Source organism: Nocardia sp. NPDC003345, assembly GCF_053589395.1.
Map to the genome: position 1 here is coordinate 1 of NZ_JBSFRU010000142.1, position 14,901 is coordinate 14,901.

Consider the following 14,901-nt stretch of genomic DNA (forward strand, 5'->3'; position numbering starts at 1 on the left):
GGCGGTGTACCAGGCCGGGTTCTCCAGCAGGTTGCGGACCAGGACGGGCGGCGTGAGCGTGTCGTAATAGCCCAACCCGATCATCGAGGTCGCGGCCGTATTCGAGGCGGCGAGCGCGGCGAGTTCGGCCAGCACCTCGTGCTCGCCGCCGGGAGCGGGCAATCCCGCCAGGGGGTCCTCGTCCCGGATTCCGGCCGGCAGCGCGGCGGCCGCCAGTTCCTCGGCCGATCCGATCCCGATCGCGGCGAGAATATGCGCGAATTCGTCGCCGTCGGGTCCTACGTGCCGGTCTGCGAAGCTCTGGGTCACCACGGCTCCCTGGTTACGGGTGGCCGGCCATACGGCCGACGCAGGGCCCTCCCCCTCTGTCGCGGCGCCTGAGAGCTTCGGCGGCCCGGCCGCCTTTCACCTTGGGCGGGTGGCCGTAGCCACCACTTTCCAGAGGCGCCGGTTCCCGCACGGTCCTGGTGCCTGAGAGATTGACGGGGAGGTGCTGCTCCTTCGGCGCCCGGAATCCGATCGGATCCGGAACTCTCCCGCACGGCTACGGCGCCCGCCCAGTTTAGCCCGCCGAACCGGGCCCACGAATACGACCCCGCTGTGTGTCGCCGGCCTCATTCCCGCCGGTGCGAATATGGACCGGCGGGTTACCCGGTCTTGCGGGTCAGCCGCGCCTTGCGCCGAAAGGAGAGCTCGTCTTCGGGCCGCTCACTGGTCTCCGAGGCGCGTTCGGCGGGAAACGCGGCGATATCGCCGGTCAGCTCACGCATGGCGCTGTTGACGGCAATTCCGAAAACACCCTGACCGCCCTGCAGTAAATCGACGACTTCTTCCGGCGAGGTGCACTCGTATACCGACGTGCCGTCGGAGAACAGCGTGATATTCGCCAGGTCCTCGACGCCCCGGCTGCGCAGATGATCGACCGCGATGCGGATGTTCTGCAGCGAAATACCGGCGTCGAGCAGACGTTTGACGATTTTCAGGACCAGGATGTCCTTGAACGAATACAACCGCTGGCTTCCGGAACCGGCCGCTCCGCGAATGGAGGGCACCACCAGGCCGGTACGCGCCCAGTAGTCCAGTTGCCGATAGGTGATACCGGCTACCTGACACGCCGTCGGAACCCGGTATCCGACCAGGTCGTCGGGGACCGAATCGTCGGGGAACAATCCGGGTTGTATTTCGTAGCGCCGAGGCGGGCCCACTTCCGATTGCATATCCCGCATATGCTCTGCCACTGAACTACTCCCTTGCTCCGCCGATCTGTGCCTCATGGCCGACGGCCCGGCGTCGACTATGAGGCTACTCTTCCCATTCTCTCGGCCGCAGCGGTGCCGTCCAAACGCGACGCGCGGTAATAGTCTCGACCTGTAGTTGAGGTCTAGAAAAAAGTGGGGTGGCTCAACTATCGGTCGCTTTGAAATCGTCGGGAGATACCGACTCGAGGAACTCCTTGAACTTTTCGACCTCGTCCTCGCGTTCGTCCGGCATCACCAGACCGGCTTCCTCGAGGACCGATTCCGCGGCGTAGATGGGGCAGCCGACCCGCAAGGCTATGGCCACCGAATCCGATGGCCGGGCCGAAACCCGCACCTCGTTCTCGAAGACCAGGTCGGCATAGAAGGTGCCCTCTTTCAGGTCCACGATATGAACCTCCTCGAGGGTATGACCCAGATCCGTGATCAAGATCTTTATCAGGTCGTGGGTGAGGGGCCGGATCGGTGTGACGCCCTCCTGCTCGAGCACTATCGCCGTGGCCTCGGCCTGCCCGATCCAGATGGGCAGATAACGCTCCCCTTCCGCCTCCCGCAGCAGCAGGACGGGCTGGTTCTGTGGCTGCTCGACCCGGATGCCGATCACGCGCATTTCGCTCATCGCACTGCCTCCCATACTTCCCGGCCGTCCGCCCTCGCCGATACTGGACCCGCCGTACTACGAGTCTAGGCGAACTTCCGGCGCCGCCGCGATCGCTGCGGAACACCGGAATCGGTGTGTTGCCACGGATGTGGCCGACGCCGCCTCAGCCGCAGGTCAGCCCCGATCCGACGTGGTGCCGAGGCGCGGGCGGGCCGCCGGTCAGCCGCCGAGGGAATTGCGTACCGAGGCCCTCACCAGGCTCGCGTGCAGGGTGAGCGACAGCGCAGCGAGTTCGCGCACCGTCTCCTCGGCCCGGGCACGGGCGCCGGCATCCCGGCTCTTGGCTATCGGCGCGACGATCTGTGCCACCAGCGCCGCCTCCCGGTCGGCAGCGAGTTTGAAGGCGCGCAGATGCCGCGCCTCCAAACCGAATTCGGCCATCGCCTTGGCCGTGCTCGCCAGGGTGACGGCATCGGCATCGAAGAAGCCCGCGGGCCCGGGTGTGATCAGATTCGCACGGATCAGATCGGTGAGGAACTTCTCGTCGATCCCGGCCCGGTCGAGCAGATCCGCTCGCGTCACCCGGATCTCGTGATCGAATTCGAACTCGTCCACCGGAACACGCCCCGGGGGAACCCCCAGCCGGCGCGGCGGCCGCGGCCCGGGGTCGTCGCCGCCCGCGGCCGTCTCCTGATCGGACGGCACGGCCCGGGCGCGGGCCCGGGCCTCCCGCACCCCGAGCGTGGCCGCGCCGCTGTCGATCGCCTCGAGCTGCTCCTTGATCACCTTCAGCGGCAGGTACTGGTCCCGCTGAGCGGTGAGGACGAAGCGCAGGCGTTCACAGTCGGCGACCGAGAACCTGCGATAGCCCGACGGCGTGCGTTCGGGCCGGATCAGACCCTCCGCTTCGAGGAAACGGATCTTGGAGATGGTGATATCCGGAAAATCCGGCCGCAGCAGATCGAGCACGGAGCCGATCGACATACCTCCGTGCGCCCACTGCTGCGCCGCGCCTGTCATGACCTCGAGTCTTTCACGCCGAAGCGCCGATCACCCGGACCGGCGCACCGATCTTCAACTGTTCACAAACTGCCCGCACCGGCCGCGGATCCCGCCTCCTGGGTGCGCGGCCCGGTGAGGAATACCAGCCGGAATTTCCCGATCTGTACCTCGTCGCCGTTCTGCAGTTCCGAGGAGTCCACCGGCTCCCGGTTGACGTAGGTACCGTTCAGGCTGCCCACGTCGACGACCTGGAAGGAATCCTCGTCCTGCCGGAATTCGGCATGGCGGCGGCTGACGGTGACATCGTCGAGAAAGATATCGCTGTCGGGATGGCGGCCCGCCGAAGTGGTGGGCTGATCCAGCAGGAACCGCGAACCCGCGTTCGGACCGCGCTTGACGACCAGCAGCGCCGCGCCGACCGGAAGACCCTCAACACCCTGCACCGGCTGTTCGCCGGTCGGCTCGCCGGAGCGCGATGCGTCGACCTCGTTCAGGAAATCCGCGCGGAAGACCGACGTCGTCTCGGCCGCGGTCTCCCCGTAACCCGGGTCTTTGTTCTCGCTCACCGTTTCTCTCCTCCTCGAACCTCATAAACCATGCAGGCAGATGCCGCGATACGACGTGGCTCGGTGGCCCCGACTCGGCGGCACATCCGTTGGCATTGACCGTACCCTGCCGGGCCGCGCCCGTGCAGGTAGAACCGGGAAGGCTGGATCAGCCCCCGATAACTCCTTGATAACCCGCGGCATCGAGCAGTTCACCCAGACTCGATTCCAGTGCGGACGCGTCGTCCACCTCGAGTTCGAACAACCACCCGTCACCGTAGGGATCGGTGTTCAGCGTTTCCGGTGTGGCCTCCAATTCCTGATTCACCGCAACGATTTTCGCGCGCAGTGGAGCGTAGATATCGGAAACGCTCTTGGTCGATTCGACCTCTGCGATGCTGTCCCCGGCGGCGACCTCGGCGCCGGTCTCGGGCAACTGCACGAACACGACGTCACCGAGTTGCGACTGGGCGTAATCGGTGATCCCGACCCGGACCCGGGTGGGCTCGATACGACGCACCCATTCGTGTTCCGCGGTGTAACGCAGATCCTCCGGAGCCCGGTTCACATGGTGTCCTTTCCTCGTGTCGTCGTGCACGATGCCCGCAACTCTATGCGAGCCCGTCGTGATCCGCCGCGCCGGTCTCCCGGCCCGGGGAACCGTGCGAATCTGCCCCGGTAGGGGGTATCGCCCGCGCGACCGCGACGGCCCGGCCGAGATACAGCAGCCCGGTCCAGACGTAGACAGCCGTGCCCCAGATCAGCAGCGCCCCACCGAAGGCCCGGCCGAAACCGTCTCCCACCCAGTCCATCTCTCCGGCCAGCAGCCACGGCAGCGCCGACATCAGGGCGAAGGTGGCGGCCTTTCCGAGGTAGATGACCTCGGGCGGCTCGAGACCCCGGCGGCGGTAGATCCGCAGCGTGAGGCTCAGCACCAGATCGCGGCCGATCAGCAGCGCCGCCACCCACCAGGGAATCAACCCCCGGACCACGAACGCGGCCAGCGTGGTGACCAGATAGAGCCGGTCGACGAGGGGGTCCAGGAGCGCGCCGAGCCGGGAGGACTGGTCCAGTAGCCGCGCGAGCTTGCCGTCCAGGAAGTCGGTGACGCCGCTCAGCACCAGCAGGGTGAAGGCCCAGCCGTCCGCGTGTACTACGAGCAGCAGCCACAGGAATACGGGGATGCCGATCAGCCGCAGCACGCTCAGGACGTTGGGCACGGTGAGCAGGCGGTCCGACAGCACCGGGCCGGCCGCGACCGCGGGATCCGGTTCCGATGCCGCGGTCTCGGAACCGCCGGTTCCCGAATCGCTCATCACAGAGCAAGTGCTTACCGTATGGCGGCCCGCGCGCGCCAGCGCACCCAGCGTGTCATTCGATGAATGAATGAGTGTTAAACTATCTCATCATTGTTTCGGGTGAGCGGGCACATCACCGACCGGCGCGCCGAACGTGCCCTGCGGCTGCCCCTCGAACCCGTGCCGGCGAACCGACGGCACCGCGGGGGTGTCGCGGCGGCCCGGCGGTCACGAGCCCGGAAGGGCGCCGCGACCTGGGAACCTCGGTAACGTTGTGCCGTGCCGAACAGTCGTATCGCCCTGCGCTCGTACACTCCCGCCGAGGAGATCCTCGCCCGCGGCGAGGCGGTCCGCGAGCGTATCCCGCACACCGCCCGCGACCGCGCCGTACGCACCGCGGGCCGGCCGTCGGTGCCCGAGTTCATCGAGAACTCCAACCACGGCCGCCTGGAACACCTGATCCCGCTGCGGATAGCGCGGATGGCCGCCTCCCCGTTCGCGTTCTACCGGGGCGCCGCCGGGCTGATGGCACACGATCTGGCCGGTAGCCCGGATACCGGGTTCCTCGCCCAGCTGTGCGGCGACGCCCACGCCGCGAACTTCGGTCTCTACGGCACCTCCCGCGGCGAGATCGTCATGGATATCAATGATTTCGACGACACCGTGGCAGGTCCGTGGGAATGGGATCTGGAACGGCTGGCGGCCAGCCTGGTGCTGGCGGGCCGGGTGGGCGGCGCGAACGAGGAGGAATGCCGGACCGCCGCGGCCGATGCCGCGCGGACCTATCGCCGCGCTATCGCCGCCCTGGCCGAACGGCCGTTCCTGAAATCCTGGTCGGCGCTGGCCGACGAATCCATCCTCGACCGTGTCGAGGCCGACGATCTGCTCGACAACTTCAAAAAGGCCGCCAAGAAGGCCCGCAAGAACGACAGCGAGAAGGTCGTGAAGAAATGGACGCATCTCGACGATCACGAAACCGGTATCGAGAGCCACCATTTCGTCAGCGATCCCCCGATTCTCACCACCGTGACGCAGCAGGTCGAGGACGCCGCGATCGATGCGCTGGAACGCTACGGCGCGACCCTGCGCGAATCCCGGCGGGGCCTGCTCGCACGGTTCGCGGTGGGCGATATCGCTTTCCGGGTCGTCGGCACGGGCAGTGTCGGATTCCACAGCTATGTCGCCCTGCTGCACGGTAATTCGGGGGAGGTCCTGGTGCTGCAGCTCAAACAGGCGTCTCCGTCGGCGCTGGCGCCGATACTCGGAATCGGACCGGCCGAGCACGAGGGGCGGCGAATCGTCGAGGGCGCCAGGCTGGTTCAGACCGAGACCGATATCCTGCTCGGCTGGACGACGATGACCGTGCCGGAACCGGGCGGCGGCAGCCGGGAACTGCCGTTCATCGTGCGCCAGTTCCGCAACCTCAAAGGCGGTATCGCCCCCGAGGAACTCGAACCCGGCGACCTCGACGATTACGGCCGCCTGGCCGGCGCGCTGCTCGCCCGCGCCCACGCCCGCTCCCTGGACCCCCGGCTGATCAGCGGATACCTCGGCGACGGCGAGGATTTCGACGAGGCCGTCACCGAATTCGCGGTGCGCTACGCCGACCGGACCGAGGCCGACCACGACGAACTCGTCGCGGCGGTTCGCGCCGGGAAACTTCCGAGCGAGGATCCGGACCGGTAGTTTCGACAGAGTGCGCCGCGTGGCCGGCGCCGCCATCACCGCGGGTCGGACGCGGCCTCGGATCGGACGTGAAGGGCGGTCACCATGCTCGTGCAGGTTCAGAACAGCACCGACAGCGTCGCCGAACGGGCACTGGTCGATTGGCTCGGCGGCTGGGACGGGGACAGCAGCCCGCACGGGGTGGCGACGGTCAACTGCGCCCTGATCCACCAGGACGGCACCTACCGGTTCGACGCGGTGGTCTGGACGCCGACCAGCTGCGTGGTCATCGATGTCGCCGGGCTGCGTTCGGACCGCGGCGGCACCCTGCAGGTACCGCTCACGGGGGAATGGACGCTGAACGGGGTCCGGGCCGATTTGGTGGCCGAGGACGACAGGTCACTGCTCGAGCGATCCCGCGAGCACACGTTCGCCCTGCAGAGCTGGCTGGCCGCACGAGGGCTCGGCCAGCGTGCCGTACACGGCGTCGCGCTGATCGTGCCGCTACAGCGCGTACCCGTCCAGATCGAGCAGAAGGTGCACGATCCGAGTTTCGACGTGATCCTCGGCGACGACGGCGACCGGCTGCGGCACTACTTCGGTGTGCTCGCCGAACGCGAATCCCACCGCTGGACCGCCAACGATGTGGCGGTCGCGTTCCGGGGCATGGGGATGCTGCCCTATCTGCCGGCGCCGCAGCGGCTGCTCGAAGAGGGATTCCTGGGCCCCATCGATGTCACCCTGTGGCATGGCGGCCCGGCGCAGGCCGAAGCCGAACAGTACGCCGAGGATCTGGCCCTGGCCGAACGCGAGGCGGCGGGGCGGCGGTTCCGGGCACCCTGGTACAGCCCGTGGCGGCTCTATCCCCGGGAAGTGGGCGATATCGACTTCGGCCGGGCGGTCATGCGGGCGGCGTTCGCGCTCGGCATGTTCGTCGCGGTCGCCTGGATGCTCTGGTTCGTTCTCGCGGCCTTCCTCTCCTATGGCCCCGGCTGACGCCCCTCTCCCCGCCGGCGGGCGGACGGACTTCCCACCACGCACCGGCGATGGTTAGGGTCGGCCGGTGAGCATCGCACCCGGCGCGCCGGATCCGCTGCCCGCGGACCGGCCCGCCGGACCTGCCCGCTGCCCGGGCGGCCGCCCGGATCCGCATCACCGATCCCGCGCGCACACCGCCGTACCGGCCGGGCATCGAGCCGTTCCCCCGCCGGATCTTCCGCGTGCCGAAGCCGGCCGGTCGCCCGGGACACTGTCCACCGTCGCGGTGACGACCGCCGGCGCGGCCGTGACGGCGGCCATTCCGCTCACTTTCCCGCCCGGCGGCGGCCCGACCTCCCTCGACCTGGCGGTGAGTTCGCGTATCCACCCCCGGTTGGATCCCCGCCCCTGGCTGGCCGAGGTGCTGGCCCTGGCGAGCAGCACGGGTGTGGTGCTCGTGCTGCTGTGCGCGGCGGTCGCGCTGTTCGCCTGGCAGCGGAAATGGTGGGAGGCGGTGACCGTGGTGCTCGTACCCGAGATCGCCGTGGCGATCAACACCTGGGCCCTGAAACCGGGCTGGGGCCGGCCGCTACACGACTACCTGGCCTATCCCAGCGGCCACACGGTACATCTGGTCTCGCTGGTGACGACCGTGGTGCTACTGCTGCGATCGGTGCGGGCGCGTCTGGCCCTCGTCGCTCTCGCCGTCCTCGCCCTCGGCCTGGGCTCGGTGGGCATGATCGCGCTGGACTACCACGAGGCCACCGATATCGCCGGGGGCGCGGCGGCGGGCATCGCACTCGCCGCCGCGCTCTTCTGGACCGCGGGCCGCGCCCGCCGGGCCCTCGGCAACCGGCCTCACTGACGAGCCGAGGCCGGTGCCCGGCCGGCGCGCGCTACTGCCGCTCGTACACGCTGGCATCGTCGAGCATGGCCGCGTTCAGCAGCGACTCCGGAACCCCCAGCGCCTCGATCAGGGTGGGCGCCTCCGGGCGCAGCCGGTCGACCAGCTCGTTCACGCCACGACGGACCGCCTTGGCGCGCTCCACCGACATGAACCGGTGCATGATGTACCAGGCGGAGTTCTCCTCCAGCGAGGAGTAGACGAACAGATCACAGACGGTTTCGGCGAGCGCGCGCGCCTCGTCGTCCTCGATATCGGCGATTCCCTCGATGAACGCCTCCAGCACCAGCCGGTCGATATGGGCCGTTCCGGCCGCCAGGATGTGGTCCTGCGCGTTGTTGAAGGCCTCGAACGGGCCGGTTTCCTCGGCCCGCGCCCGGAGCCGGTGCGCGGCGGTGCGGGTCAGATAGTCCTCCCGGTCGGCGAACAGCGCCAGCTGGGTGGCCCGTTTACCCAGGTCGCCTTCGTCGACCGTTTCCCCGCCGCGGTCGCGCAGGGTCTGGATCAGCTGGCGCACTCCCGAACGTTTGCGCACCACGTCCCCGGCCATGGTGGCGGCGAAACGTACCCAGCCCAGGGCATCGAGATCGCGCACTTCGTCCGCGTAGGCGGTGAGGATCTCCTTGGCCACCAGCTGGGTCAGCACGACGTTGTCGCCCTCGAAGGTGGTGAACACATCGGTATCGGCCTTCAGCGTGACCAGCCGGTTCTCCGTCAGATAACCGGCACCGCCGCAGGCCTCGCGGCATTCCTGGATGGCGCGGGTCGCGTGCCGGGTCTGGGCCACCTTGAAGCCGGCGGCGCGTTTCTCCAGGGCACGCTGGGCGTTCGGGTCGAGATCCTGGCCGGTCTGCACCAGGTGCATCCGGCGGACCAGGTCGTTCTGGGCGAACGCCAGCGCGTAGGAGCGGGCGAGCAGGGGCAGCAGGCGGCGCTGGTGCATCCGGTAGTCCAGCAGCAGGGTTTCGCCGCCGTCGTCCGGGTTGCCGAACTGGCGGCGCTTCAGCGAGTACCGCAGCGCGATGGCGAGCGCGACCCGCGCTCCGGCGGCCGCCGCGCCGCCCACGCTGACCCGGCCGCGCACCAGGGTCCCGAGCGTGGTGAAGAACCGGCGGCTCGGGTTCTCGATCTCGGAATGGTAGGTACCGTCCGGATCGACATCGGCGTAGCGGTTGAGCAGATTCTCTCGCGGCACCCGTACCTGGTCGAAGACGATCCGGCCGTTGTCCACGCCCGGAAGCCCGCCCTTACGGCCACAGTCGGAGGTGGTGACGCCGGGCAGGTCGTTGCCGTCCTCGTCGCGGATCGGCACGAGCAGGCAGTGCACGCCGTGCTCCCCGGCGGGGGTGCGCAGCTGGGCGAATACGGCCGCCATCCGGGCGTGCTCGGCGGCCCCGCCGATGTAGTCCTTACGCGCCGACGGCGTGGGCGTATGGATCACGAATTCCTCGGTCGCCGGATCGTAGGTGGCGGTGGTCTCCAGATTGGCGACATCGCTGCCGTGCCCGGATTCGGTCATGGCGAAACAACCGAGTAGGTCCAGGGTGATGAGACGCCGGATGTGTTCCCGGTGGCGTTCGGTGCCGAGGTTCTCGACGGCGCCGCCGAACAGGCCCCATTGCACGCCCGACTTCACCCACAGCGACAGATCCGCGTAGGCCAGCATCTCCAGGCCGACCACGGCGGCGCCCGGCTCACCGGTACCACCGTGCTCACGCCGGAAACCGGTTTCGGCCAGGCCGAGATCGGCGATGGCCCGCATCTGGTCGAGCACCCGCGCCCGGGCGGCGGGCAGGTCCAGGTCCGGGTCGCCCAGGAACCGCTCGTCGGCCAGATCGTTGCGGGCCTTCTCCCGTACATCGCCCCACGGCCCGTCGAGTGCCTGCCGTAACTGTTGCGCTGTCGCAGTGCTGCCGGTGCTCATACCTCCGACCCTAGCGCCGGGTTTGACTCTTCAGGGGCGAGGAACACGCGAGGCGTAACACACATCGGCAGCGGATCGACGTCACTGACGACAGCCCAGGTCAGCAGGTCGATCGGCCCGTTATGTCCAATCGAAATGTCAAATAAACACCTACGTAACAAAGATCACAATTACAGACCCCCGTTTGCGGTGGGCAAGAGGGCCTTCCGGCCACTACCTTCGCGGCTATGGCTGCGCAAGGAACCTTGGAAGGAGTGACCTCCACACCCCCGATCTCCGCGGACACACCGAGTTACGCCGAACGCCGGCGTACCCCGCTCCGCCTCCCCGTCATCACCGGCGCCATCAGCAAACTGGTGGCCGACCGCCCCGCCACCGCCGACACGATCGTCTCCGCACCGACGCCGCTGCAGCCCATCGATCTGTCCGACGACGCCGCGGTGGCCGAGGTGCTCGACCTGGCGGTACGCATGGGCGAAGTGGTCCTGGCATCGGGCTCGGCCGTCACCGACACCCAGACGACGGTGCGATTCATCGCCGCCACGTACGGGTTGTCCGCGTGCGATGTCGAGGTCACCTACAACTCGATCCGTATCTACGTGCACCGCGGCGCGCGGCTGCCACCGGCGAGTTCGATGCGGGTGGTGCAGTACCGCTCGCTGGACTTCACCCGGCTCGCGGCGGTGGACCGGCTCACCCGGCGGATCCGGCGCGAGGTGGTGCCGCCGCAGGAGGCCCGCACGGCGCTGGACGCGATCACCAGCGCGCCGCATCCGTACAACCGCTGGACGGCGACCTTCGCCTGGTCGCTGATGGCCGCGGCGATCGCCCTGCTGCTCGGCGGCGGCATCCTCGTGACCGCGCTCAGCTTCATCACCACCGCGGTGATCGACCGGACCAACCGGGCCCTCAACAGGCACGGCCTGCCGTTCTTCTTCCAGCATCTGGTGGGCGGCGCGATCGCCGCGATACCCGCGGTCGTCCTGGCCCTGGTCTCCGGACCACTCGGCATCTCGGTCAGTCCCACCCTGATCATCGCGGCCGGTATCACCGTGCTGCTCAGTGGGCTGAGCCTGGTGGGCTCGGTGCAGGACGCCATCACCGGCGCGCCGATCACCGCGGCCGCCCGGATGCTCGAACTGCTCATGATGACCGGCGGGATCATCGCCGGTATCGCGCTGACCCTGCGGGTGGGCGAGATGTTCGACGCGACCGTTCCCCTGGATCTCGGCCCCGGGCACGCGCTGTCCAATCTGCCTGTCCAGGTGCTGGCCGGCGCCGTCGCGGCGATGGCCTTCTGCCTGGCCTGCTACGCGGAGAAGCGCGCGCTGGCCGCCGCCGCGGTGAGCGGGGCGATGGGCGCCATCTGCTACCTGATGGTCCTGCAGTCCGGTTTCGGCCCGGTGATCGCCGCCGGCGCGGCCGCTGTCGTGATCGGCCTGGTCGGTGGCCTGTTCGCCCGGCGGACGATGACCCCGCCGCTGGTGGTGGCACTGGCCGGTATCACGCCGCTGCTTCCGGGCCTCAGCGTCTACCGCGGGCTCTACGGCATGCTGAACGACGATATGGCGCGCGGTGCGGACCAGCTCCTCGCGGCATTCGGTATCGGCTGCGCACTGGCCGGGGGCGTGACCCTGGGTGAATGGTTCGACCGGACGGTGCGCCGCCCACCGATCCTGCGCAAGTTCGGCGCGCTGCGCCGTCCGGTGGTGCACCGCAGGCTCCGGCCCACGGTGAACCTGGGCAAACGCGTGAATCTCGGCAAACGCCGCCCGATCGCGCTGCCGCGCCATACCCCGGTGCCCGCGCTCGCCCGTGCCACCGCCGCCGCGGCCCCGCTGGATCTCCCGGCCGGTTTCCCGGCCGCCGGGCAGTTGCCGCAGGTGTCGAGGCCGGCCACCCGGGGCACGGCTCCGGTGCCCGCGTTCGACCGTGGTGTCTGGACCCGCGAGCTGGATCCGGCACCGTTGAGCGGGGTGGTGTCACCGGAGCCGCTGGACCTGCCCGGTGCGTCGGCGCTTGCGCCGCCCACCGAGATGCTGGAGATCCCGGCGTTGCCGCCGCATCCGGTGCAACCGCTCGGCGAGGACCTCGCACCCACGCGGGCGATGCCGCTCGCGCTCACCCCCGAACCGGTGGGGGTCGGCGCCGTCGAGTCGCGCCTCGCCCCCACCGAGCCGCTGCCCGCGGCCCTGCGCCCGGACGCGCCCTAACACCCGTCCCGGCGCGCGGATAACGCGCGCCGGGACGGGTATCGCGACCCGGCGACCGCGGCAGCGACCCCACCGACAGGGGTCTCTGCCGGTATGGTCGGAGTGTCGATCACCGGTGGTCGCGACCACCGGGGTCCGAACGAGGTCACGGGCGTGACCCGCACCGTTCGTAGGAAGGTTCGCTCGATGCCGGACACCACAGAGACCCTCGATCCGGCCGCGGCCCCGTTCTCCACCCGCATGCGGGAGGCCACCGCCCGGGAGCACGAAGAAGCCGAGAACTCGACATTCATCGGCGAAATGCTGGACGGCTCGCTCGGGATCGAATCCTTCCGGCGCTACACCGGACAGCTCTGGTACATCTACCGGGCCCTCGAGGCCCACAGCGACGCCCTCGCCGCCGATCCGGTCGCCGGGCCGTTCATCAAACCGGAGTTGGCCCGCACCGCCGAACTGGAACGTGATCTCGCGCATCTGGCCGGCCCGGACTGGCGGGAAGAGCTCACCCCGCTACCGGCCACCGCGGCCTACGCGGACCGGATCGAGGAATGCGCCCGGCAGTGGCCGGGCGGCTATATCGCCCATCACTACACCCGCTATCTCGGCGATCTCTCCGGCGGGCAGGTCATCCGCGGGAACGCCGAGAAACTGTGGGATCTGCCGCATCGCGGCGACGGGGTGCGGTTCTATGTTTTCGAGCGGATCGGCAATCCCGCGGCGTTCAAACGCGAGTACCGCGCCCTGCTGGACCGTATCGATGTCGACGAACTCGAGCAGCGCCGCATCCTCGACGAGGGCAAACGCGCCTTCGTGCTGAACCGTGCGCTGTTCACCGAGCTGGGCGCCGAATTCCCGACCCGCCGCCACAGCTGAAGCCGTATTGGGCGAGCGTCCAGTCTGATACATTCCCGCCGGTAGCCACCGCGAACGAAGGGTGAACCGTGTCCGAAACCTCTCCTGCCGGGCGAGAATCCGCCGGCGATTACCCGGTGATCGTCGTCGGGGCCGGCCTCGCGGGTCTCGTCGCCACCTATGAGCTGACCCGGGCCGGGCACCGCGTGCTCGTCCTCGACCAGGAGAACCGCAACAATCTCGGCGGGCAGGCGTTCTGGTCCCTGGGCGGCCTGTTCTTCGTGAACAGCCCCGAGCAGCGGCGGCTCGGTATCCACGACTCCTACGAATTGGCGCTGCAGGACTGGCTGGGGTCGGCCGGGTTCGATCGTGACGACGAGGACCACTGGGCCCGGCAGTGGGCCGAGGCCTACGTCCGGTTCGCGGCCACCGAGAAACGCGAATACCTCTACGATCTCGGCCTGCGGGTGACCCCGCTGGTCGGCTGGGCCGAACGCGGTGGCGGCCTCGCCGACGGGCACGGCAACTCGGTGCCGCGTTTCCACATCTCCTGGGGCACCGGCCCCGGTGTCCTGGAAGCCTTCCTGACCCCGGTTCTGGAAGCCGAACGTGACGGGCTGGTGCGTTTCGCGTTCCGGCACCGCGTGGACGAACTGATCCTGGACGACGGCGCCGTCACCGGAGTGCGCGGCAGCATTCTGGAACCGACCGAACTCGCGCGCGGCGTCGCGTCCCCGCGCACCGTGACCGGCGAGTTCGACCTGCGCGCGGAAGCCGTGGTGGTGACCTCCGGCGGGATCGGCCACAACCACGACATGATCCGCCGTAACTGGCCGGTCGACCGGCTGGGCCCGGCGCCGCGCACCATGATCTCGGGTGTGCCCGCACATGTGGACGGCCGCATGCTCGGGATCTCCGAGGAGGCCGGTGCCGCACTGGTGAACCGGGACCGGATGTGGCACTACACCGAAGGCATCAACAACTGGGACCCGATCTGGCCCGATCACGCGATCCGGATCATTCCCGGTCCGTCGTCGCTGTGGTTCGACGCCAACGGGGCCCGGCTCCCGGCACCCTGTTTCCCCGGATTCGATACCAACTCCACGATGAAGGCCATCCTGGCGACCGGGCACGACTATTCGTGGTTCGTGCTGACCCAGTCGATCATCGAGAAGGAGTTCGCGCTGTCGGGGTCCGAGCAGAACCCGGATATCACCAGCAAGGACCGGCTCGCCACGGTCCGCAGCCGGTTCACCAAAGGCGCCCCCGCGCCGGTGGAGGCGTTCAAGGAGCACGGCGTCGATTTCGTGGTGGCCGATACCCTGCGGGAACTGGTCGACGGGATGAACGAGCTGAGCCGCGGCCCGGTGCTGGACCATGCCGATATGGAACGCCAGATCGTGGCCCGGGACCGCGAGATCACCAACAAGTTCAGCAAGGACGCGCAGGTGACCGCGATCCACAATGCCCGCACCTTCTTCGGTGACAAGACCGCGCGGGTGGCAAAACCGCACCGGATCCTCGATCCCGCCGCGGGACCGCTCATCGCGGTGCGCCTCAACGTCCTGACCCGTAAAACCCTGGGCGGATTGCAGACCGATCTGGATTCGCGGGTGATGCGCGCGGACGGAACCCCGCTGCCGGGCCTGTACGCCGCCGGTGA

General features: G+C 68.8%; 12 protein-coding genes, 2 pseudogenes and 2 riboswitches. Of the genes and pseudogenes, 6 read left to right on the forward strand and 8 right to left on the reverse strand.

What is annotated here, in order from left to right:
* The 7 genes and pseudogenes from ACWDU1_RS17005 to ACWDU1_RS17035 all read right to left on the reverse strand — a co-directional run.
* A pseudogene (locus tag ACWDU1_RS17005) lies at positions 1–309 on the reverse strand (glycine dehydrogenase (aminomethyl-transferring)); the annotation flags it as partial.
* A 46-nt stretch (positions 310–355) separates the two neighbouring features.
* Positions 356–448: riboswitch (glycine riboswitch) on the reverse strand.
* Position 449: 1 nt separating this feature from the next.
* Positions 450–549, reverse strand: a riboswitch (glycine riboswitch).
* A gap of 98 nt (positions 550–647) precedes the next feature.
* Positions 648–1,226: a MerR family transcriptional regulator gene (locus tag ACWDU1_RS17010; RefSeq protein ID WP_449999514.1), complete on the reverse strand. Its 579-nt coding sequence runs from the start codon at positions 1,224–1,226 to the stop codon at positions 648–650.
* Between the two features lie 175 nt (positions 1,227–1,401).
* Positions 1,402–1,875, reverse strand: coding sequence for a bifunctional nuclease family protein (locus ACWDU1_RS17015; protein ID WP_449999496.1), 474 nt, complete (start codon positions 1,873–1,875; stop codon positions 1,402–1,404).
* 201 nt (positions 1,876–2,076) lie between these two features.
* Positions 2,077–2,877, reverse strand: a complete 801-nt coding sequence (ftsR, locus tag ACWDU1_RS17020; RefSeq protein ID WP_449999498.1) for a transcriptional regulator FtsR — start codon at positions 2,875–2,877, stop codon at positions 2,077–2,079.
* Positions 2,878–2,939: 62 nt separating this feature from the next.
* On the reverse strand, positions 2,940–3,425 hold the full coding sequence (gene odhI, locus ACWDU1_RS17025) for an oxoglutarate dehydrogenase inhibitor Odhl (RefSeq protein ID WP_030520553.1): 486 nt from the start codon (positions 3,423–3,425) through the stop codon (positions 2,940–2,942).
* Positions 3,426–3,573: 148 nt separating this feature from the next.
* Entirely contained in the window at positions 3,574–3,972 is a 399-nt protein-coding gene (gene gcvH, locus ACWDU1_RS17030) for a glycine cleavage system protein GcvH (protein ID WP_449999500.1), read from the reverse strand.
* A 43-nt stretch (positions 3,973–4,015) separates the two neighbouring features.
* Positions 4,016–4,720, reverse strand: coding sequence for a CDP-alcohol phosphatidyltransferase family protein (locus tag ACWDU1_RS17035; RefSeq protein ID WP_449999502.1), 705 nt, complete (start codon positions 4,718–4,720; stop codon positions 4,016–4,018).
* A 261-nt stretch (positions 4,721–4,981) separates the two neighbouring features.
* Here ACWDU1_RS17035 and ACWDU1_RS17040 point away from each other — a divergent pair, with 261 nt between their 5' ends.
* The 3 genes from ACWDU1_RS17040 to ACWDU1_RS17050 all read left to right on the forward strand — a co-directional run bounded on the left by ACWDU1_RS17040 (position 4,982) and on the right by ACWDU1_RS17050 (position 8,210).
* Positions 4,982–6,388 (forward strand): DUF2252 domain-containing protein, encoded by a 1,407-nt coding sequence (locus ACWDU1_RS17040; protein WP_449999504.1) that lies wholly within the window; start codon positions 4,982–4,984, stop codon positions 6,386–6,388.
* A gap of 84 nt (positions 6,389–6,472) precedes the next feature.
* A complete protein-coding gene (locus ACWDU1_RS17045) occupies positions 6,473–7,363 on the forward strand; it encodes an NERD domain-containing protein (protein ID WP_449999506.1) in 891 nt (296 codons plus the stop codon).
* Positions 7,364–7,430: 67 nt separating this feature from the next.
* The gene (locus ACWDU1_RS17050) at positions 7,431–8,210 is read left to right on the forward strand and encodes a phosphatase PAP2 family protein (RefSeq protein ID WP_449999508.1); all 780 of its coding nucleotides are present in this window, start codon (positions 7,431–7,433) and stop codon (positions 8,208–8,210) included.
* A gap of 31 nt (positions 8,211–8,241) precedes the next feature.
* Here the strand turns inward: ACWDU1_RS17050 and ACWDU1_RS17055 are convergent, their stop codons facing one another.
* Positions 8,242–10,173: an acyl-CoA dehydrogenase family protein gene (locus tag ACWDU1_RS17055; RefSeq protein ID WP_449999510.1), complete on the reverse strand. Its 1,932-nt coding sequence runs from the start codon at positions 10,171–10,173 to the stop codon at positions 8,242–8,244.
* Between the two features lie 227 nt (positions 10,174–10,400).
* On the opposite strand from ACWDU1_RS17055, the pseudogene ACWDU1_RS17060 reads away from it, so the two are divergent.
* The 3 genes and pseudogenes from ACWDU1_RS17060 to ACWDU1_RS17070 form a co-directional block, all read left to right on the forward strand.
* Positions 10,401–11,900 (forward strand): annotated as a pseudogene (locus ACWDU1_RS17060) (threonine/serine ThrE exporter family protein); the annotation flags it as partial.
* Between the two features lie 672 nt (positions 11,901–12,572).
* Positions 12,573–13,259 (forward strand): biliverdin-producing heme oxygenase, encoded by a 687-nt coding sequence (locus ACWDU1_RS17065; protein WP_449999511.1) that lies wholly within the window; start codon positions 12,573–12,575, stop codon positions 13,257–13,259.
* 68 nt (positions 13,260–13,327) lie between these two features.
* Positions 13,328–14,901 (forward strand): FAD-binding dehydrogenase (locus tag ACWDU1_RS17070; RefSeq protein WP_449999513.1); only part of this gene is annotated, 1,574 nt, incomplete at its 3' end.

Coding starts and splice junctions, on each gene's coding strand:
- ACWDU1_RS17055 (WP_449999510.1), bottom strand. CDS start 10,173: ATGAGCACCGGCAGCACTGCGACAGCGCAACAGTTACGGCAGGCACTC.
- ACWDU1_RS17015 (WP_449999496.1), bottom strand. CDS start 1,875: ATGAGCGAAATGCGCGTGATCGGCATCCGGGTCGAGCAGCCACAGAAC.
- ftsR (WP_449999498.1), bottom strand. CDS start 2,877: ATGACAGGCGCGGCGCAGCAGTGGGCGCACGGAGGTATGTCGATCGGC.
- ACWDU1_RS17035 (WP_449999502.1), bottom strand. CDS start 4,720: ATGAGCGATTCGGGAACCGGCGGTTCCGAGACCGCGGCATCGGAACCG.
- ACWDU1_RS17045 (WP_449999506.1), top strand. CDS start 6,473: ATGCTCGTGCAGGTTCAGAACAGCACCGACAGCGTCGCCGAACGGGCA.
- ACWDU1_RS17065 (WP_449999511.1), top strand. CDS start 12,573: ATGCCGGACACCACAGAGACCCTCGATCCGGCCGCGGCCCCGTTCTCC.
- ACWDU1_RS17010 (WP_449999514.1), bottom strand. CDS start 1,226: ATGCGGGATATGCAATCGGAAGTGGGCCCGCCTCGGCGCTACGAAATA.